At 76.7% G+C, this 19348-nt stretch carries 18 protein-coding genes; 9 read left to right on the top strand and 9 right to left on the bottom strand.

Annotated features, from left to right (window positions below; all coding sequences use genetic code 11):
* Positions 1 to 141: 141 nt before the first annotated feature.
* Positions 142 to 1302, top strand: coding sequence for a carboxylate-amine ligase (locus ACI79F_RS01930; protein WP_456543575.1), 1161 nt, complete (start codon positions 142 to 144; stop codon positions 1300 to 1302).
* A gap of 44 nt (positions 1303 to 1346) precedes the next feature.
* Positions 1347 to 2207 (top strand): lysophospholipid acyltransferase family protein, encoded by an 861-nt coding sequence (locus tag ACI79F_RS01925; protein WP_456543576.1) that lies wholly within the window; start codon positions 1347 to 1349, stop codon positions 2205 to 2207.
* Between the two features lie 4 nt (positions 2208 to 2211).
* Here the strand turns inward: ACI79F_RS01925 and ACI79F_RS01920 are convergent, their stop codons facing one another.
* Positions 2212 to 2742, bottom strand: coding sequence for a GNAT family N-acetyltransferase (locus ACI79F_RS01920; protein WP_456543577.1), 531 nt, complete (start codon positions 2740 to 2742; stop codon positions 2212 to 2214).
* Positions 2743 to 2805: 63 nt separating this feature from the next.
* On the opposite strand from ACI79F_RS01920, the gene ACI79F_RS01915 reads away from it, so the two are divergent.
* From ACI79F_RS01915 to ACI79F_RS01905, 3 genes are all read left to right on the top strand, one after another.
* The gene (locus ACI79F_RS01915) at positions 2806 to 4326 is read left to right on the top strand and encodes an amidohydrolase (protein WP_456543578.1); all 1521 of its coding nucleotides are present in this window, start codon (positions 2806 to 2808) and stop codon (positions 4324 to 4326) included.
* Positions 4327 to 4794: 468 nt separating this feature from the next.
* Positions 4795 to 6441, top strand: a complete 1647-nt coding sequence (gene lnt / locus ACI79F_RS01910; protein WP_456543579.1) for an apolipoprotein N-acyltransferase — start codon at positions 4795 to 4797, stop codon at positions 6439 to 6441.
* A gap of 77 nt (positions 6442 to 6518) precedes the next feature.
* Positions 6519 to 7019, top strand: coding sequence for an FxsA family protein (locus ACI79F_RS01905; protein ID WP_456543580.1), 501 nt, complete (start codon positions 6519 to 6521; stop codon positions 7017 to 7019).
* Positions 7020 to 7112: 93 nt separating this feature from the next.
* Here ACI79F_RS01905 and ACI79F_RS01900 read toward each other — a convergent pair whose 3' ends face one another.
* The 5 genes from ACI79F_RS01900 to ACI79F_RS01880 all read right to left on the bottom strand — a co-directional run bounded on the left by ACI79F_RS01900 (position 7113) and on the right by ACI79F_RS01880 (position 11438).
* Positions 7113 to 7457 (bottom strand): RNA polymerase-binding protein RbpA, encoded by a 345-nt coding sequence (locus tag ACI79F_RS01900; protein ID WP_456543581.1) that lies wholly within the window; start codon positions 7455 to 7457, stop codon positions 7113 to 7115.
* Between the two features lie 184 nt (positions 7458 to 7641).
* Complete coding sequence (locus tag ACI79F_RS01895; protein WP_456543582.1) at positions 7642 to 8409, bottom strand: thymidine kinase; 768 nt, start codon at positions 8407 to 8409, stop codon at positions 7642 to 7644.
* Entirely contained in the window at positions 8406 to 9761 is a 1356-nt protein-coding gene (locus tag ACI79F_RS01890) for an MFS transporter (RefSeq protein ID WP_456543583.1), read from the bottom strand. Before ACI79F_RS01890 ends, ACI79F_RS01895 begins: the two co-directional genes overlap by 4 nt.
* A 25-nt stretch (positions 9762 to 9786) precedes the next feature.
* Positions 9787 to 10665, bottom strand: coding sequence for a lysophospholipid acyltransferase family protein (locus ACI79F_RS01885; protein WP_456543584.1), 879 nt, complete (start codon positions 10663 to 10665; stop codon positions 9787 to 9789).
* Positions 10662 to 11438, bottom strand: coding sequence for a glycerophosphodiester phosphodiesterase (locus ACI79F_RS01880; protein ID WP_456543585.1), 777 nt, complete (start codon positions 11436 to 11438; stop codon positions 10662 to 10664). Before ACI79F_RS01880 ends, ACI79F_RS01885 begins: the two co-directional genes overlap by 4 nt.
* A 149-nt stretch (positions 11439 to 11587) precedes the next feature.
* Here ACI79F_RS01880 and ACI79F_RS01875 point away from each other — a divergent pair, with 149 nt between their 5' ends.
* A complete protein-coding gene (locus ACI79F_RS01875) occupies positions 11588 to 11998 on the top strand; it encodes a hypothetical protein (RefSeq protein WP_456543586.1) in 411 nt (136 codons plus the stop codon).
* Between the two features lie 7 nt (positions 11999 to 12005).
* On the opposite strand, the gene ACI79F_RS01870 is transcribed toward ACI79F_RS01875, so the two are convergent.
* A complete protein-coding gene (locus ACI79F_RS01870; RefSeq protein ID WP_456543587.1) occupies positions 12006 to 12230 on the bottom strand; it encodes a hypothetical protein in 225 nt (74 codons plus the stop codon).
* Positions 12231 to 13199: 969 nt separating this feature from the next.
* Between ACI79F_RS01870 and ACI79F_RS01865 the strand changes: the two genes are divergently transcribed.
* A complete protein-coding gene (locus ACI79F_RS01865; RefSeq protein WP_456543588.1) occupies positions 13200 to 14699 on the top strand; it encodes a DHA2 family efflux MFS transporter permease subunit in 1500 nt (499 codons plus the stop codon).
* Positions 14696 to 16879 carry an RNA polymerase recycling motor ATPase HelR gene (helR, locus tag ACI79F_RS01860; RefSeq protein WP_456543589.1) on the top strand — a complete coding sequence of 728 codons (2184 nt, stop codon included), beginning with the start codon at positions 14696 to 14698 and terminating at the stop codon, positions 16877 to 16879. Before ACI79F_RS01865 ends, helR begins: the two co-directional genes overlap by 4 nt.
* Here the strand turns inward: helR and ACI79F_RS01855 are convergent.
* On the bottom strand, positions 16824 to 17468 hold the full coding sequence (locus tag ACI79F_RS01855) for a CGNR zinc finger domain-containing protein (RefSeq protein WP_456543590.1): 645 nt from the start codon (positions 17466 to 17468) through the stop codon (positions 16824 to 16826). The two genes, helR and ACI79F_RS01855, sit on opposite strands and share 56 nt — an antisense overlap.
* 52 nt (positions 17469 to 17520) lie before the next feature.
* On the opposite strand from ACI79F_RS01855, the gene ACI79F_RS01850 reads away from it, so the two are divergent.
* Positions 17521 to 18909 (top strand): MFS transporter, encoded by a 1389-nt coding sequence (locus ACI79F_RS01850; protein ID WP_456543591.1) that lies wholly within the window; start codon positions 17521 to 17523, stop codon positions 18907 to 18909.
* Here the strand turns inward: ACI79F_RS01850 and ACI79F_RS01845 are convergent.
* The gene (locus tag ACI79F_RS01845) at positions 18893 to 19336 is read right to left on the bottom strand and encodes an SRPBCC family protein (RefSeq protein WP_456543592.1); all 444 of its coding nucleotides are present in this window, start codon (positions 19334 to 19336) and stop codon (positions 18893 to 18895) included. The two genes, ACI79F_RS01850 and ACI79F_RS01845, sit on opposite strands and share 17 nt — an antisense overlap.
* Between the last annotated feature and the right edge of the window lie 12 nt (positions 19337 to 19348).

The raw sequence follows: 19348 nt of genomic DNA, 5'->3' as shown, positions 1-19348 counted from the left end.
CGGAAGTCTACCGTTATCCCCAACAACATCGCACGATTTTCCCGGCAGGGACCGCCGTTGACAGGTACGGCGCCTCCGGCGCCGGTGCACCGATCGGGCGACCCCGGCATGGCCCGGCGCCCGGCTGGGGACGATGGGCGCGTGCGGACCCTGGGCGTCGAGGAGGAACTGCTGGTCGTGGACCCGTCGGGGGTCCCGGTCCCGCTCGGACCGCAGGCGCTGGAGGCCGCCGCCCGGTGGGGCGAAGCCGAGACGGTCGGTGAGCACGACCGGGAGACCCGCGGCGAGGGCGGGGGAGGGGACGACGGGGGCGACGACCCCGTCGGCCACCTGGTCCCCGAGCTGAAGGCCCAGCAGATCGAGCTGGGCACCCGGGTGTGCCGCGATCTGGCGGGTGTCACCGAGGAGCTGCGGCACTGGCGGGGGCGGGCCGACGCCGCCGCGCGGGCCGTCGGCGCCCGGGTCGCGGCCCTGGCCAGCTCGCCGGTGCGGGTCGAGCCGGTCACCACGCCGGGGGAGCGGTACGCCGACATGACCGAGACCTTCGGGCTGACCGCGCTCGAGCAGCTCACCTGCGGCTGCCACGTGCACGTCTCGGTCGCCGACCGGGAGGAGGGCGTCGCCGTCCTCAACCGCATCCGGGTCTGGCTGCCGGTGCTCACCGCGCTGACCAGCAACTCGCCGTTCTGGCTGGGCCGCGACAGCGGCTACGCCAGCTTCCGCTCGCAGGCCTGGAACCGGTGGCCCTCGTCGGGGCCGACGGAGCTGTTCGCCGACGCCGCGGACTACGACCGGGTGGTGGCCGGCCTGGTCGCGACCCGGACGATCGTCGACGCGGGGATGGTCTACTTCGACGCCCGCCTGTCCGAGACCTGGCCCACCGTCGAGGTGCGCACCGCCGACGTCGCCCTGCGCGTGGAGGACGCCGTCACCCACGCCGGGCTGGTCCGCGGCCTGGTGGAGACCGCGGCGCGGGAGTGGCGGGACGGGGTACCGGCTCCGCAGGTGCGCACGGAGCTCGTCCGGGTGGCCGGGTGGCGCGCGGCCCGCTCGGGGCTGGGCGGTGAGCTGGTGTCCCCGCTGGACGGCCGCCCGGCCCCCGCGGCCGACGTCGTCGCCGCGCTGCTGGAGCACGTGCGCCCCGCGCTCGCCGACACGGGGGACGAGGAACGGGTCGCCGCGGGCGTCGCGGCGGTCCTCGACCGCGGCACCGGCGCCGCCCGGCAGCGCGCCGTGTACCGGGAGACCGGCGACCTCGCCGCCGTCGTCCGGGCCGCGGTCGAGGTCACGACCGCGGACTGACCGGTCCCAGGCGGCGTCCGGTCAGCCCGGTTAGGGTCCGGCACATGCAGATCGCTCGCTGGCGCGACGTCGTCCGGCCCGACCTGTACGGGTCGCACCCGGATCGGCGCGACCGGCCGTACCGGTTCGTCGTCCGCCTCGCGCTGGTCGTCTTCCGGCTGTTCGGCTTCCGCTTCGACGTCCGCGGCGCCGAGCACGTGCCGGCCTCCGGCGGAGCGATCATCTGCAGCAACCACGTCAGCTACCTGGACTTCACCTTCCTCGGCCTCGGCGCGCTCCCGGCCGGGCGGCTGGTGCGGTTCATGGCCAAGGCGTCGGTGTTCGGGCACTGGTTCGCCGGGCCGTTCATGCGGGCGATGGGCCACATCCCGGTGGACCGCCGGGCCGGGGCCGCCGCGTTCGAGGCGGCGGTGCGGGCGCTCAAGGACGGCGAGGTGGTCGGGATCTTCCCCGAGGCCACCATCAGCAGCAGCTTCACGGTCAAGGAGCTCAAGGCCGGCGCCGCGCGGATGGCGATCGACGCCGGCGTGCCGATCGTCCCGGCCGCGGTGTGGGGCGGGCAGCGGATCACCACCAAGCACCACAAGCCCCAGCTGCGCCGCGGCGTCGCGGTCACCGTCCTGCTCGGCGAGCCGATCCTGCCGGCGCCGGGCGAGGCGGTCGACGCGCTGCTGGCCCGCACCCGCGCGGCGATGGAGCAGCTGCTGGACCGCGCGCAGCGCGAGTACCCGCAGCAGCCGGCCGGCCCCGAGGACCTGTGGTGGCAGCCGGCCCACCTGGGCGGCAGGGCGCCGACGCCGGAGGAGGCGAAGGCGCTCGACCTCGCCGACTACACCGGCACGCGGAAGAAGGTGCGGCCGCCGCACCCGCTCGCGCGGCTGCGCCGGCTGGTGCGCCGGCGCTGAGCGCTCACTCGACCACGACCGGCGCCATCAGCCGGAAGGCGTCCAGCTCGACGTCGTACCACCGGCGCAGCCGGCCCAGCGGCGTCATGCCCAGCCGCCGGCACACGGCCACGGACGCGTCGTTCCCGGGCCGGACGACGGCGTAGACCTCCGGCACCCCGGCCCGGAACGCCCGCCCGATCACGGCGCCGGCCGCCTCCGTGGCGTACCCGTGCCCCCACGAGTCGGGGTGCAGGTGCCAGCCGACCTCCACCTCACCCACCCCGTCGGGCAGCGGCTTGAGCAGCACCGTGCCGGCGATCCCCGCTGGCCGGCCCGTCTCGATCGCCCAGCAGCCGTACCGCGGGTCGGCGTCGCTCACCCGGTGCCAGCGGGCGACGAGCTCGACCGGGGTGACCGACGGCCCGCCGCCCAGCCAGCGGGTCACCTCCGGGCGGGCGTAGAGGTCGGTCAGCCGGGCGAGGTCGTCGCGCCGGGTGGTCCACGGCCGCACCCGGAGCCGCTCGGTGCACGGCAGCGGCTCGGGAGACGTCATCCCCGATGCCTACCGGCAGGGGTCCTCGGCGGCCACCCGGACCGGGCGGTCATGCTCGTCGGCATGAGCCTCCTGCTGACCGACGTGACCGTCGGCGACCGGCCGGGCCGTGCGGTGCACGTCGTCGACGGCCGGATCGCCTGGCTGGGCGCCGCCGCCGACGCCCCGCGGGCCGCTCGGACGGTCACGGAGGAGGGGGCGCTGCTGACCCCGGCGTTCGTCGACGCCCACGTGCACGCCACGGCCACCGGGCTGGCGCTGACCGGTCTCGACCTCCACGGGAGGTCGAGCCTCGCCGAGGCGGTGGCGTCCGTGGCGGAGCACGTGCGGCGCAGCGCGGACGGCGTCGTGCTCGGCACCGGCTGGGACGAGACCGGCTGGCCCGAGGGCCGCGCCCTCACCCGGGCCGACCTCGACGCGGTCGCCGGCGGCCGGCCGGTCTACCTGGCCCGCGTCGACGTGCACTCGGCCACCGTCTCCACCGCGCTGCTGGACCTGGTCCCCGGCATCGCCGGGCTGCCGGGCTTCGGCGCGGACGGGCGGCTGCGGCTCGACGCGCACCACGCCGCCCGGCAGGCCGCCTTCGGCGCCGTGACCGCCGCGCAGCGGCGGGCGGCCCAGCGGGCGACGCTGGCGGCCGCGGCGGCCCTGGGCATCGGCAGCCTGCACGAGATGGCCGGCCCCGAGGTGTCCAGCGCCGAGGACCTCGCCGACCTGCTCACGCTGGCCCGGGAGGACGCCGGCCCGCGGGTGCTCGGCTACTGGGGCGAGCTGTCCGAGCGCGGCGGCCTCGCGCCGGTGGCGGAGCTGGGGCTGGCCGGCGCGGGGGGCGACCTGTTCTGCGACGGCGCGTTCGGCTCGCACACCGCGGCGCTCGGCGCGCCCTACACCGACCGGCCGGACACCGCCGGGGCGCTGCGGTTCGAGACCGCGTCGCTGGTCGAGCACGTCCGCGCCTGCACCCTGGCCGGCGTGCAGGCCGGGTTCCACTGCATCGGGGACGCCGCCGTGGGCCAGGTGCTCGACGCGATCGGCGTGGTCGTCGAGGAACTGGGCGCCGCCGCCGTCCGCGCCTGCCGGCACCGCCTCGAGCACGTGGAGATGGCCGACCCCGCGGTGGTGGAGCGGATGCGCGCCTGGGACGTCGTGGCCAGCGTGCAGCCGGCCTTCGACGCGGCCTGGGGCGGGCCGGCGGGCATGTACGCCGAGCGGCTCGGGCCCGAGCGGGCGCTGGCCTGCAACCCGTTCGCCGACCTGGCCGACGCCGGGGTGGTCCTCGCGCTGGGCAGCGACGCGCCGGTGACCCCGCTGGACCCGTGGGGCGGTGTGCACGCGGCGGTCGACCACCGCACCCCCGGCTCCGGGCTGCGCCCGTTCGACGCGTTCGATGCCGCCACCCACGGCGGCTGGTACGCCGTCCGCGCCGAGCACCCCGGAGGGCCGCTGGCCGTCGGCGCCCCCGCCGACCTGGCGCTCTGGGCGACCGACGCCACCCTGTCGCGGGTGCTCACCGACCGGGTGCGGCCGTCCTGCCGGGGGCTCGTCGTCGCGGGGGAGCCGCTGCCGGCGGCTCAGCCCCGGTAACGATCCCGTCACGGTCCGACACGGGAAGCTCCCAGCAGCCCGCGGACCCTGTGCGCCTTCCTACAGTCCCTGCAGTTCCGTCCCGAGGCACCGCTCGTGCTCCTCGCCGACGGCGCGCACCCTCCCGGTCGCGCGGGCCCGTCCCGCGCCCAGCCGGGCCGACGGAGGAGGCGTGCCCGGCCGGCGGGGATCGCGGACCGGCTCCCCGGCGAGGACCGGCACGGCCCCGCACGACCCGGACAACGACCCGACGACCGCACCCCGCGGCCGGCCGGATCGGCCCCGGGGTGCGCGCGCCGCCCGCCCGTCCCGCCGGCGCACCCGGGACGGCGGGCCACGACGGCGGCGGTCGCCCGGCGCGGAGTGGGATGCTGGCCCCGGACCGCGGGAACCCCCGCCGGTCCGGGCCGGCGCCCCCGCCGGCGCCCACCGCCCGGATCCCCGGGCCCAGCACCCCCGGAGGCGACGGTGTCGGCAACCGCGACCGGCACCGTGGCGACCCCCGCCGGACGGTCCGAAGGCTCGCCTCCGCGCGGACGGGCCCGCCGGTGGCCGTGGCGCACCGCGCTGGCCGCCGCGGGTGGGCTGGCGCTGCTGCTCGCGTTCCCCGGCTACTCGCTGCACGGCCTCGCCGTCCTCGGCCCGATGGCGCTGGCGCTCGCCGTGCGCGGGGAGCGCGCCCGGTCCGGGGCCTGGCTCGGGCTGGTGTTCGGCCTGGCCTTCCTCGCGCCGCTGCTGTCGTGGACCGGCACCTACGTCGGCGCGTTCCCGTGGCTGGCGCTCGCCGTCTTCCAGGCCACCTACCTGGCGCTGCTCGGCGCCGCGACGGCGGTGGTCTCCGGCCTGCGGTTCTGGCCGCTGTGGACCGCGGCGCTGTGGGTCGCCGACGAGGCGCTGCGCGGCCGCTGGTTCCTCGGCGGCTTCCCCTGGGGGCGGCTGGGGCTGAGCCAGACCGACGGGCCGTTCCTGTCCCTGGCGGCCTACGGCGGGGTGCCGCTGGTCGGCTTCGCCGTCGCGCTCACCGGGACGCTGCTCGCCGCCGCCGTGCTCGCGCTGACCCGGGCCTGGCGCGCCTCCGCCGCCGGGGCGGCCGCGGGGGAGCGGCCGGCCGCGCTGCGGGCTGGGGTGCTCGCCGTCGCCGGGGTGCTGGCCGTCCCGCTGACCGGCGCGGTGGCCTGGCTCCCGCTGGCCGGCCCGTCGCTGACCGAGGGCGGCCCGACCCGGACCGTGGCGGTGATCCAGGGCAACGTGCCGCGGGCGGGCCTGGACTTCAACGCCCAGCGGCGCGCGGTGCTGGACAACCACGTCGCGCAGACCCTGGAGCTCGCCGCGGCCGTGGAGCGGGGCGACGAGCCGCAGCCGGACCTGGTCGTGTGGCCGGAGAACAGCTCCGACATCGACCCCTACACCAACGCCGACGCCGCCCGCGCCATCAGCCGGGCCGCGGAGGCCATCGACGCGCCCGTCCTGGTCGGCGCGGTGGTGGACGGGCCCGGCCGCTACCTGAGCAACACGGCGATCGTGTGGGACCCGGAGACCGGTCCGGGGGAGACCTACGTCAAGCGGCACCCGGTGCCCCTGGCCGAGTACGTGCCCGCCCGGTCGTTCTTCCGGTTCTTCACCGACAAGGTCGACCTCGTGCGCCGCGACTTCCGCGCCGGCGACGAGGTCGGCGTGCTGGACATGGCCGGCGCGCGGATCGGCGACGTCATCTGCTTCGAGGTCGTCTACGACGGGCTGGTCCACGACACCGTCGAGGCCGGCGCGGGGATGCTCGTCGTCCAGACCAACAACGCCACCTTCGGGTTCACCGACGAGAGCGAGCAGCAGCTGGCCGCCAGCCGGCTGCGGGCGGTGGAGTACGGCCGCACCGTCGTGGTCTCGGCCACCAGCGGGATCTCCGCGATCGTCGCGCCCGACGGGTCGCTGGTGCGCCGCTCGCAGCTGTTCACCCCGGCGACCTTCGTCGAGGACATCGCCCAGCGGGACTCGGCGACCGTTGCCGAGCGCCTGGGCGCGGGGCCGGAGTGGGTGCTGACCGCGCTGGGCGTGGGCGCCTTCCTCGCGGTGGCCGTCCCGGGCGTCGCGCGGCGCCGCCGCGCCCGGCGCTCCTGACGCCCAGGAGCATCTCGGGCCGCTCGCGCGTTGCACCTCATGCGGGCCCTCGGAGGTCCGCACCGAGGAGGAGTGTCGTGGGTCGTCGTGTGCGCACCGCGGCCGGCGTGCTGGCGCTGGTCGAGGTCGTCGTCTTCGTGCTCGTCGCCAACTGGATCGGCCTGGGGGCCACGATCCTGCTGACGCTGGCGACCAGCGCGCTGGGTCTGCTGCTGCTGGGCCGGCAGGGCACCCGCGCCCTGGCCGAGCTGCGGGAGCGGGCCGAGGAGCGCCGTCCGGCCGGCCGCGCGCTGGGGGACGCCGGGCTGGTCGCCGTCGGCGGCCTGCTCATGCTGCTGCCCGGGTTCCTGGGCGACCTGGTGGGGCTGCTCTGCCTGCTGCCGCCCACCCGGCCGCTGGTGCGGGGCCTGCTCGGCCGGCTGTTCGTGTCGCGGCTGCCGGCGCACCTGCGGGGCCCGGTGCACGTCCGCAGCGCCCGCGCCGAGAGCGTGCCCGGCCCGGCCTGGGGCCCGGCCGAGCGCCGCCAGCGGCCGCTGGTCATCGAGGGCGAGGTGCTGCGGGAGGACCCGCAGCGCTGACGCCGTCCGGTCCGCCGGGAGACTGGCAGGGCCAAGACGCGGAACGGCCCCGGTGGGGATCCCACCGGGGCCGTTCCTGCGTACGGGGTGCGCTCAGCTGGCGCGGGTGCGGCGCCCACGGAGCACCTCGAGGCGCTCGGCGAGCACCTCCTCGAGGTCCTCGACGGAGCGGCGCTCGAGCAGCATGTCCCAGTGGGTCCGCGGCGGCTTGACCTTCTTGGGGGCCGGCTCGGCGCCACCGACCAGCTTCGCGGCGGAGCCGTCGAACTTGCACTCCCAGGTCTCGGGGACCTCGGCGTCGTCCGCGAAGGGGACGGAGAACAGGTGGCCGGAGGCGCACTTGTACTCGACGTACTGACGCTCGATCGGCGCGGTGTTCCGCTCGGTCTCGTAGCTCACGCTGCCCAGTCGGCTGCCCCGCAGGGAACGCTCGCCCATGGCACACCGTCCTCTCGTGCTGGTGGTGTCGGTCTGACTCGGTCCGTCGCAGCCAGGGCTGTACCCACTGGACGGGGGAGTCGAAAGGACCAACGACAGAACTCTTGATGAGATTCCGCGTCGTCGGCCGTTAATCATCGCATGGAGTGACCCGGCGGGCACCGGCGGCCCCTCGGACGGGGGATCAGGGGAGGGCGAGCTGCCCGGGACCGGCCGCCGTCGGCCCCAGCTGGCCCAGCACGTGGTGCCGCCGGCACAGCACCTGGTAGTGCACGTCGGCCTCGCTGGTGGGCTCGCCCGGGGCCGGCGTGGGGGCGGTGTCGGCGACGACGACGGTCGCGCCGTGCCGGACCATCGCGCCGTCGACGACGCGGGCGTTGAGCAGCCCCGGCAGTCCGCACCAGCACAGCACCTCGACCTGCACCCGCTGCACGTCGTCGGCGACCTCTAGCAGCCGCTGGGTGCCCGGGAACAGCCGGGTGCGGAAGTCGGTGGTCAGGCCGAACGCCCAGACGTCGACGTGCGACTCGTCCACGAGCTCGGCCAGCTGGTCGACCTGCGCCGGCGTGAGGAACTGGGCCTCGTCGACGATCAGGTAGTCCACCCGCCGGCCGTCGGCCCAGTGGCTGCGCACCAGCAACCGCAGGTCGGTCCCCGCGTCGACCTCGACGGCGTCGCGGGTCAGCCCGACGCGGGAGCTGATCCGCGGCCGGCCCGACCGGTCGCCCTGGGTCAGCAGCAGCCCCGACCGGCCCTGCCGGGCCTGGTTGTGGTCGACCTGCAGCGCCAGCGTGGACTTCCCGCAGTCCATGGGGCCGTGGAAGAACCGCAGGTGCGCCGGCGCCGGGTGGCTGCGCCGGTTGCCCGCGGCCGGGACGGCGGTGGGCCGCTGCCGGCGGCGCGGGTCGGGGTCGGGCACGGTCATCGCGACCGCGTCGTCGGTGGGGCTCACAGCCGCTCCGGTGGGGTGTTGCCCGCGGCCAGGACGGCGCGGCGCATCGGCAGGAGGGCCAGCAGCGCGAAGCCGGCCACGAAGAAGACCACGAGGCTCACGATGGCGTACCGGTAGGAGTCGGTGAGCTGGTAGGTCAGCCCGAACGCCAGGGGCCCCAGCCAGCTCGTGCCGCGGTCGGAGATCTCGTAGAAGCCGAAGTACTCCGCCTCCCGGCCGGCGGGGATCAGCTGGCTGAACAGCGACCGGGACAGCGCCTGCGTGCCGCCCTGGACCAGCCCGATGACCGCGGCCAGCGCGTAGAACTGCGCGACCGCTCCGGTCTGCAGCCGGAAGGCGGCGAGCAGCACGCCGATCCAGGCCACCAGCGCCCCCAGGACGACGCGCTTGGCGCCGTACCGGGCGGCGAGCCGGCCCAGGCCGAGCGCGCCGGCGATCGCCACCACCTGCACCATGAGGATCGCGCCGGTGAGCACGTCCTGGCCGAGGTCGAGCTCCTCGCTGGCGTAGGTGGCCGACAGCGAGATCACGGTCTGCACACCGTCGTTGAACAGCAGGTAGGCGCCGAGGAACCACAGGGTCAGCGGGAACGCCCGCAGGCCGCGCAGCGTGGCGGCGAGCTGGCGGAAGCCGCCGCCCGCGCCGGCGGCGCCCGTGCGGACCTCGGCGCGGACCGGGCGGTTGCGCAGCCGGGTCACCGCGAACAGGGCGAACGTGCCCCACCACAGCCCGGCGCTGGCCAGGCAGATGCGGACCGCCTCGCCCTCGGTGAGCCCGAGCGACTCCGCGCTGAGGAACAGCCCCAGGTGGACGGCGAGCAGCAGCGCCCCGCCGACGTACCCGACCGCCCACCCGCGGCTGGAGACGGCGTCCCGCTCGTCGGGCCCGCCGAGGTCGGGCAGCCAGGAGTAGTAGACGACCGTCGCCGCGCCGAAGCTGATGTTGGCGACGACGAACAGCACCCCGCCCAGCAGCCACCGCCCGTCGGCGACGAAGAACAGCCCGGTGGTGGCCAGCGCCCCGAGCAGCGCGAACCCGCCGAGCAGCTCCTTCTTGCGGCCGGTGCGGTCGGCGACGGCCCCGGTCAGCGGCAGCACCAGGACCTGCAGCAGCACCGACGCCGACAGCACGTAGGAGAACCAGCTGCCGGTGGGGACGGTCAGGCCGAGCAGCCGCAGGTCGCCGTCCTCGCCGACCGCCTCGTCGGCGATCTCCTTGAGGTAGGGCCCGAGGAAGACGGTCGTCACCGAGGTGTTGAAGACCGACATCGCCCAGTCGTAGGAGTACCAGCCGACGCGCTCGCGCCGCAGCGCCGGGTCGACCCCCGGGCCGGCGGCCGCGGGGGCGCTCACGGGGCGGTGCCCACGGGACGCCTGCTCACGGGATGTCGTCCGGGACGACGCCTCCCGGGAAGGCGGCGACGGCGGTCGTGGGCCGGGTGGGGTCGACGAAGGCCGGCCGGTCGGGCTCGGCCGCGCGGAGCGGCACCAGGCCGCGGGTGATGGCCGCGGCGATCCGGTAGCGGGCCCGGTTCGCGTCCCCGGTCCGGCCCATCCGCAGGTCGTCCAGCTTCACCGGCGGCCCGACGTGCACCCGCAGCGCGGGCCGGCGCACGGCCGCGCGGGCGAGGGTGCGCAGCTTGCCCCAGTTGTTGGCGTACTGCAGGACCTCGTGCGCGCCCCACTGGCTGACGGGGATCACCGGGACGCCCATGCCCAGCGCCATGCGGGCCATGCCGGTGCGCCCGCGCTCCGGCCAGCCGTCGGCAGCCAGGCCGACCCGGCCCTCGGGATAGGCCACGACGTGTCCGCCGTGCACCAGGGCGACCTCGGTGACCCGGACGGCGTGCCGGGCCAGCTCGGTGCCGCGCTCCACCCGGATGGCGCCGGTCCGCTCGAGCAGCGGCCCGGCCACCGGCGCGCGGAGGATGCCGCCGGTGGCCATGATCCGCGGCGTCACACCGATGCGGTGCAGCGCGACGGCGATGACGAAGGGGTCGAAGTCGCCGATGTGGTTGGCGGCCAGCAGCAGCGGCCCGCCGCGCAGCTCGTCGGGGACGCCGCCGGTGACCTCCACCCGCCCGAAGAGGCTCACCAGCCAGGAGAACCGGCGCAGCACGAACCGCCAGAACCACCACGGCGGGGCCGCGGCGATCGCGAGCTCCCGGGCGAACCAGTCGGGGTCGTCGGGCTTGAGCACCGCCTGCAGGTGGTCCGGCAGCGGCGGGGTCTCCGGCCGCCAGTCGCGCAGGCTCACGGCGCCACCCACTGCCCGCGGCGCTGCAGCACGTCGCGCAGCATCGCCGGTCGGTCGGTCATGATGCCGTCCACGCCGAGGTCGAGCATGGCGTCGGCCTCGTCCTCGGTGTCCACGGTCCAGACGTGCACCTGCAGGCCCCGGTCGTGCGCCGCCGCGATGAACCGCTCGTCGACCAGCGCGCGGCCGCCCAGCCGCAGCGGCACCTGCGCGCAGCCGGCGTCGATGCGCACCAGGCCGGCCGCCCGCGGCGAGTAGGAGGACAGCCGCAGCGCGGCCACCCCGCGCGGCCCCAGCGACGTGCACACCGACGGCCCGAACAGCCGCCGCGCGGCGGCGATGCGGGCGTCGGAGAAGGAACCCAGGCAGATCCGGTCGGTCATCCGCATCCGGCGGACCAGCCGCACCAGCGGGGCCAGGACCCCGGCGGCCTTGATGTCGAGGTTGAAACGCACGTCGGGCCAGGCGTCCAGCAGGTCCTCCAGCCGCAGGATCGGGTCGCGGCCCCCGATGAGCGCCGAGGAGACCTCCGACCAGGGCAGCTGGTCCAGCCGCCCGCTGCGGTCGGTGACGCGGTCCAGCGTGGGGTCGTGGAAGACCACCAGGACGCCGTCCGCGGTCACCTGCACGTCCGTCTCCAGGTACCGGTAGCCCAGGTCCACGCACGCCTGGAACGCCGGCATGGTGTTCTCCACGTGCTCGATCGCCCCGCCCCGGTGGGCCATCGCCAGCGGTGTCGGCGCGTCCAGGAACGCGAAACGGGCCGGGGACACGAGCGACACGCTAGCGGCGGGCGCGGACACGCTGGTCAGGCCCTCGGCAGGGGTGAGTCCGGCGCCCGGCGCGGGGGCGGGCACGGGGACGGCCGGTGTGTCGGGCGTGTCCCCGGAACCTGTCGTCCGCGGCGATTACGGTGCCTCCCGTGGCAGAGCAGCAGGGGTCCGCCGTCGTCCTGGACGACGGGGACCAGCGCCCCGGCGGGCGCCGGGGGAGCGGGGCGGAGCGGCGGTGCGGCTGGTGCCGCCGGGTGCTGCCGCAGCAGGGGTCGGTCGGCCGTCCGCGGCTGTACTGCGGTCAGGCCTGCCGCCAGCGGGCCTACGAGCAGCGCACCGCCACCGCCAAGGCGGGCCTGTCCGGCGACGTCGTCCTGGTGACCCGCTCGGAGCTCGACGGGCTGCAGGACCGGCTGTACCAGCTCCGCTGCGCGCTCGAGGACGTGCAGACGCTGCTGACCGAGCGGCCGACGAAGGCCGAGCTGGAGCGCTCGCTCGCCGAGCTGCTGCGCTCGACCGGCCGCCTCGACCGGCTCTGGGTCTCCGAGCGCTCCAACTGACGCGCGGTCAGTCCGGGTCCTGGTTGTCCTCGCCCTCCTCGACCTCGCGCTCGGGGTCGGAGTAGTTCGGGCCGGGCCCGGGGCCCTGGTTGACCTCGTCGTCGGTCGTCCCGTCGTCGCGGTTGTCGCTCGAGGAACCGCCGGACGGGTCGGCGCAGGCGGTCAGGGTGGCGCTCCCGCCGAACAGCGCGAGGGCGGTCAGGACGGCGGCGACGGGTCGGCGGAGGTGCATACCCCGACCCTAGAGAGATCGGCGCCGAGCCGCCCGTCGGGTCCACCGATGCCGGCGTCATTGCGTCACAGTGACGGAACTCGGGTGGTGTGGCCGGGTGCCGGGGAAGTGGTCCGCGAGGCGACCGGCGGCTGTTTGGTCGGCCGGGTGGGCCTGGACGCGGTGGGCCGGGGTGGCCGAGCGGGGTCGGCGGATCACGATCGACTCAGAGAGAGTCGTGGCCGGGTGAGGCGCCCGAAGCCCAGTGGTCGCAGAGCCTCCACGACGTCGCACCCAAGGGTCGCCGGCGTGGACGTCGCTGCATCGGTCGGCGCGGTGTCTGTCGATTCGCGGCGGTTGGCTTGCGTCGAGGTGGTTGGCCGCGTCGGACGGACATTCGACGGACGGGGGTCCTCGAGGACCCGGAAGCCGGGCGAGACGGGCGTCGTCGCCCCTTCTGGAGCTCATCCGGCTATCGCCGATAATGCACATTATGTCAAGTAGTGCAGAGCTCCGCGGGACTGACGGCCTCCTCCGGCACTGACGGACCGCATCGAGGGCGACGTGGAACCGGCCGGTGCCGACGCCGACCACAACCCCCCGCGGGTCCTCTGCCATTGCCCCGTCCCGGTGGGCACTGACCATCCTCTGCCATTGCCCCGTCCCGGTGGGCACTGACCGAGGAACATGGACGGAACTCGGCGCCCCCGACGGCCCGGCGGCCGAGGCCGTCGGATCCCGCGGCCGGGTGCACGCCGCTCCGGGGCCTCACGACGGGACCGCTGACGGGACGCGGCCGGTGCGCTCGCGGACGGCGGGGCGTCGCCCCTGTCCCCTCCCACTTCAACGTATAGCGCAGCGGGGGGCTTGCGGCAAGACCCCGTCCATGCCGGACACTCGCCCGGCCGAGCCGCTGACCTGCGGAAACACCGCGGTCCCGGACCCGACGGCTCGGCCTGCACCCACCCGCCCCGCACCCCCGGGAGACGCGTGTCCTCGCCGCACACCCGCCCCAGTCCCCTCACCGTCGTCCTCACCGTCGTCGCCGGCACGCTGGTGATCTCGATCGACCTGACCATCGTGGCCGTCGCCCTGGCCCAGCTCTCCGAGGAGACGGGCGCCTCGCTCCCGGTCATCCAGTGGGTGACGACCGGCTACGTCCTCGGCCTCGCCACGGTGATCCCGGCGGCCGCCTGGACCATCGGCCGGTTCGGCGCCCGCACGGTCTTCCTCGGCGCCATCGTCCTGTTCACCCTGGGGTCGGCGCTGGTCGCCGCCTCCTGGGACGTCCCCTCGCTCATCGGCTCGCGCGTGCTGCAGGGCCTCGCCGGCGGGTTCGTGCACCCGGCGGCCCTGGCCCTGGTCCTGACCTCCGCGCCGCCGGAGCGCCGCGGCCGCCTCATGGCGCTGATGGCGCTCCCCGTCCTCGTCGGCCCGGTCCTGGGGCCGGTCCTGGGCGGCTGGCTGCTCGACACGCTGTCCTGGCGCTGGATGTTCCTGGTCAACCTGCCGCTGGGCGTCCTCGCCGTCGCGGTCGGCCGGCGCAACCTCCCCCGGACGGCGTCCGGCCCGCGCCGGCGCCTCGACGTGCGGGGGCTCCTGTTGCTGCCGCCGGCGACGGCGCTGCTCGTGCTGGGGGCGTCGTCGGCCGAGCAGACGCTCGTGTCGGCCGGGGTGCTGCTGCCGGCGGCGGCCGGGCTGGTGCTCGCGGCGGCCTTCGTCCGGCACGCGCTGCGGTCGACCGCTCCCCTGCTCGATCTCCGGCTCCTGGGCCGGCGGGCCACCGGTGCCGGCGCCGCGGTGCTCCTGCTGTTCGGCAGCGGCTTCGGCGTCGTGATGGTCCTCGTCCCGCTGTACTGGCAGGTGGTGCGCGGCGAGAGCGCCACCGCCGCGGGGCTGCTCGTCGCCCCGGCCGGCCTCGCCGCCGGGCTCACCGTGCAGGTCGTCGGCCGGCTTGTCGACCGGCTGCCGCCCGCCCGGGTGATCGCCACGGGGATCACGGTCGCGGTGCTCGCCTACACGGCCCTGGCCCTGCAGCTCAGCGCCGACGTCCCCGCCTGGCGGCTCGTGCTCACCACGGTGCTCGGCACCGTCGGCGCCGGGTGCACGATCCTGCCGACGATGACCGTGGCGACCCGGTCGCTCGAGGGCCCGGCCATCCCCGCCGGGACGACGATCATCGGCGTCCTCAGCCAGGTCTCGGCCGCGATCGGCACCGCCGCCTTCTCGGTGCTGCTCGCCTCGGCGCTGTCCGCCCGCGTGCCCGGCGTGGCCGACGGCGGCGTCGGGACGCTGAACGCCCTGCCGCCCGGCGAGCTGGCCGCACTGGCCCCGGCCGTCGCCGACGCGTTCCGTGCCGCGTTCTGGCTCCCGGTCGCCCTCATGGCCGCCGCCGGCGTCGTCGCTGCCACCGCGCTGCGCGCCCCCCGGACCGCTCCCCGACCACCGCGACCCGCCACGCCCCTCGAGACCTCGGAGCCGCTCCCGTGACCACCTCCACCGGCGTGTTCGACCTGTCCGGGCACCTCTCCCCCAAGGCCGATCCGGCGCTGATCGACCGCGACGAGGCGCACTTCGCGGCGATCGCCGAGAGCCTGCAGCGGACGATCGCCGACCTGACCGACCGGCTCGACGCCGAGCGCCGCGCCACCGGCCGGTCCGGCCAGGCGGCGCTGGACCGCGACCTCGAGGTGCACCGGCTGACCTCCCGGCTGCGCACCCTGCGTCGCTTCGGCCTGGACCTGTGCCTGGGCCGCATGGTCGGCGCCGACGACGGCGAGCCGGTCTACGTCGGCCGGCTCGGCCTCACCGACGGCACCGGCCGCCGGCTGCTCGTCGACTGGCGCTCCCCCGCCGCCGAGCCGTTCTTCGGCGCCACCCACGCCCGGCCGATGGGGCTGGCCAGCCGCCGCCGGTACCGCTGGACCCGCGGCCGGGTCACCGACTACTGGGACGAGGTGTTCACCCCCGGCGCGCTCGAGGGGCACGCGGCGCTGGACGACCAGTCCGCGTTCATCGCCGGCCTGGGCGCCGACCGGTCGGCGCGGATGCGCGACGTCCTGGGCACCATCCAGGCCGACCAGGACGCGATCATCCGCGCGGGCTCCGGCGGGGCCCTGGTCGTGGACGGCGGCCCGGGCACCGGCAAGACCGTCGTCGCGCTGCACCGCGCGGCCTACCTGCTGTACTCCGAGCCCCAACTGGCCTCCCGCGGCGGGGTGCTGTTCGTCGGCCCGCACGAGCCCTACCTGGCCTACGTCGCCGACGTCCTGCCCAGCCTGGGCGAGGAGGGGGTGCGGACCTGCACCCTGCGCGACCTCGTGCCCGAGGGCGCCGCGGCGACCGACGAGCCGGACCCGGAGGTCGCCGCCCTCAAGGCGTCGACCGACCTCGTCGACGCGGTCGAGGCCGCCGTCCGCTTCTACGAGGAGCCGCCACAGGAGGGCCGGACGGTCGCCACGCCGTGGGGTGAGGTCCGGCTGCGCGCCGCCGACTGGGCCGAGGCCTTCACCGCCGCCGATCCGGGGACGCCGCACAACGAGGCCCGCGAGCAGGTGTGGGACGCACTGCTGGACGTCCTGGTCGACGCGCACGACGGGGACGCCGACCCTGAGACGGTCCGCGCCGCCCTGCAGCGCGACCGCGAGCTGCGCCGGGACCTCGAGCGGGCCTGGCCGCTGCTGGACGCCGCCGACGTCGTGGCCGACCTGTGGTCGGTGCCCGCCTACCTGCGCCGGTGCGCCCCCTCGCTGACCGCCGAGCAGGTGCGGCGGCTGCAACGGGCCGAGCCGCGGGCGTGGACGGCGCCGGACCTGCCGCTGCTGGACGCCGCCCGGCTGCGGCTGGGCGACCGGGAGGCGGCGGTGCGCCGGCAGCGGGAGGCCGCGGCCGTGGCCGCCGAGCGCGAGCGCATGTCCCTGGTGATCGACGAGCTGATCGCCGCCGACGACTCCGAGCTGCTGCTGATGACCAGCCTGCGCCACGGCGACCTGCGCGACGCCCTGGTCGACCGGGCGGCGCTGCCTGCCGCGACCCCGGACCGGTTGGCCGGGCCGTTCGCGCACGTCGTCGTGGACGAGGCGCAGGAGCTCACCGACGCCGAGTGGCAGATGCTGCTGCGCCGCTGCCCGTCGGGCAGCCTCACCGTGGTCGGCGACCGCGCCCAGGCCCGGCACGGGTTCGCCGGGACGTGGCAGGAGCGGCTGGGCCGGAACGGCCTGGCCCGGGTGCGGCTGGCGTCGCTGACGGTCAACTACCGGACGCCGGAGGAGGTCATGGCCGTGGCCGAGCCCGTCATCCGGGCGGTGCTGCCCGACGCCAACGTGCCGACCTCGATCCGCCGCGGCGGCGTCCCGGTCCGGTTCGGGCGGCCGGAGCAGCTGGCCGACGTGCTCGAGGCCTGGCAGGCCGCGCACGCCGAGGGCGTCGCCTGCGTCATCGGCGCCCCCGGGTTCGCCGGCTCGCCCCGGGTGCGGTCGCTGACCCCCGTGCTGGCCAAGGGGCTGGAGTTCGACCTGGTCGTCCTCGTGGAGCCGCAGGACCTCGGGGACGGCGTCGCCGGCGCGGTCGACCGCTACGTGGCGATGACCCGGGCGACCCAGCAGCTCGTCGTCCTCACGAGCGCGCCGGCGCGTCCCGCTGCCGCCGCCTCGCCGCCCGGGCCGCGGTGATCCGCTCGATCTTCTGCGCCTGACCGCAGTCGCCCATGTCGCACCACCGGCGGCTGTGGTTGCGGGAGCGGTCGAGGAACAGCCAGGGGCACCGCGCGCAGCGGCTCACCCGGGCCAGGTCGGGGCTGCGGAGCAGGTCGGCGGCGGCCGCGGCCACCGGGTGCAGCAGCTCGGCGAGGTCCTCGGAAGCCGGCCAGCTCCAGGCCGCCGCTCCCCCGGGCCCGGGAGCCAGCCCGGCGGCGGCCACCGCCTCCGTCACGAAGGGACGCAGCCGGCGCCACGGCTCGTCGAGCGGCGTCCCCTCGACGGCGGCGCCGAACACCTCGTTCAGGACGTCGCGGAGCCGGTGCGCACGGCGCACGGCCGCGGCGGCGGCGCGCGGGTGCTCCTCCGCCGCGGCCATCAGCCGGCCGGCTCGCGACTCGTCCACGACGCCGACGCGGCGCGCCCAGGCCACCAGGCCGGCCGGGTCGGCGACGTGGTCGTGCCGCGCCGGGCCCAGCGGGTCGTCGACGGTGTTGGCGAAGTCGAGCGCCAGGTGCCCGCCGACGACCGGCAGCGACCGGGGCACGACCGGTTCCGTTCCCATCGAAACCGTTTATACCGGCATCACGCCCGCCCCGGATGGGCATGTTCCCACCATGAGCGTTGACACCGGTAACAGCCGGGCGCCGTGGCGCACCGTCGCCGCCCTCTGCCTGGTCCAGTTCGTCGACGTGCTGGGCGTGACCGTCGTTGTCACGGCGCTGCCGCGGATGAGCGCCGACCTGGCCGCCTCGGCGGCCGAGGAGACCGCGGTGGTGACCGCGTACGCCATGGCCTTCGGCGGGCTGCTGCTGGTCGCCGCCCGCCTGGGCGACCGGATCGGCCACCGGCGGGTGCTGCTCGCGGCGCTCGCGCTGTTCGGCGTCGCCTCCGCGGTCGGCGCGGGAGCGGCCGGCCCGGTGGTGCTGGCCGCGGCGCGGGGCCTGCAGGGCGTGGCCGCGGCCGCCTCGGTGCCGGCGGCGCTGCGGCTGCTGACGGCGGCGGCGCCCGGGGCGGACCTCCGGCGCCGCGCCCTGGCCGCCTGGAGCGCCGCCGGGGCGGCGGCCGGCGGCGCGGGCTTCCTGGTCGGCGGGCTGGCCATCGAGCTGGTCAGCTGGCGCGCGGTGTTCTGGCTCCAGCTGGCGGCCGCGGGCCTGCTGCTGGTGGCGGTCCGCGCGGCGGTGCCGGCCACCCGGCTGCCGGCCCCGGCCGGCGGGATCGGCGCCCCCTCTGCGGTCGCGCTGGCGGTGGCCGTCGGCGGGGTGGTCACCGGGACGGCGCTGCTCGGCGGGCCCGCCCCCGTGCTCGCCGGGGCGGCGGTCGTCGCGACCGGCGCGCTGGCCGGCGCGGTCTTCGCCGGACTGGAGCGGCGGGCCGCGCACCCGCTGGTCCCCCGGGGCGCGTGGGCGACCCGGGAGCTGCGCTGGGGCGTGCTGGGCTCGGCGGCCAACACGGCGACGACGAGCTCGGCGCTCACCGTGGCGACGCTGCACCTGCAGGGGCCACTGGGCCTGTCGCCGCTGCGCGCCGGCCTGCTGCTGCTCGGCACGAGCGTGCTCGTCGTCGCCGGCTCCGCCGCCGCTCCCCCGGTGGTCGCCCGGCTCGGCTGGGCCGGGGCGCTCGCGACCGGGCTGGGCGGCGTCGCCGCGGCCTGCGCGCTGCTCGTGGCCGCGCCCACCGCACCCGGCATCGGCGCCGCAGCGGCCCTGTGCGGCCTGGGCCTCGGCATCGCCTCGGTGGCCGCGAACGACATGGGGACGTCGGTGCCCGAGCAGCTCGTCGGCACCGCCTCCGGGCTGCTCAACACCGCCGCCCAGCTCGGCACCGCCGTCGGGACCGCCGTCGTCCTGCTGGTCGCCGCGGCCGCGGGCCCGCGGGCGGCCTGGGTCGCCGTCGCCGCGGGCGCCGTCCTCGCGGCCCTCGCCGTGCTGCGCCGGGCGCCGTCCCGGCCGGCGGACCGGCGGCGGGGACGGCGCCCGGCCGACACGATCAGTGCCAGTCGCTGATCCGGACGTCGCGCGGATCGGGTGCGCCCCGGCCGGTCTCCACGAGCTCCTTGAGGCTCATCAGGTAGGTCGCCCACTTCGTGCTGCAGTGGTGCATGAACTCGACCTCCTCCCGCCAGCCCTCGTGCCGGAACAGCACGATCGTCCAGTCGCGGTCCTGACGGATGTCCCACCGGATGCGGGTGCCGACCCACTCGGCCGGCCCGTCGACGACCTCCCAGCGCACCAGCCGCCCGGGATCGAGCTCGTCCACGCGCATGTCGAACCCGCCGGGGCCGAACCGGAACTCGAGCACGCCCCCGGGCTCCGGCTGCCCGGAGGTCCGCTCCGCCCACCAGCCCGACAGGCCGTCGATGCTGGTGAGCGCGTCGTACACCCGCTCCGGCGAGGAGCCCGCCACGCCGATGCGGTGCAGGATGTCGGCCATCTCCGTCGTCCT

The sequence above is a fragment of the Blastococcus sp. SYSU D00868 genome (assembly GCF_054050575.1).
The sequence above is the reverse complement of the archived record's forward strand: the minus strand, read 5'-3'. Positions and strand labels throughout refer to the sequence as shown.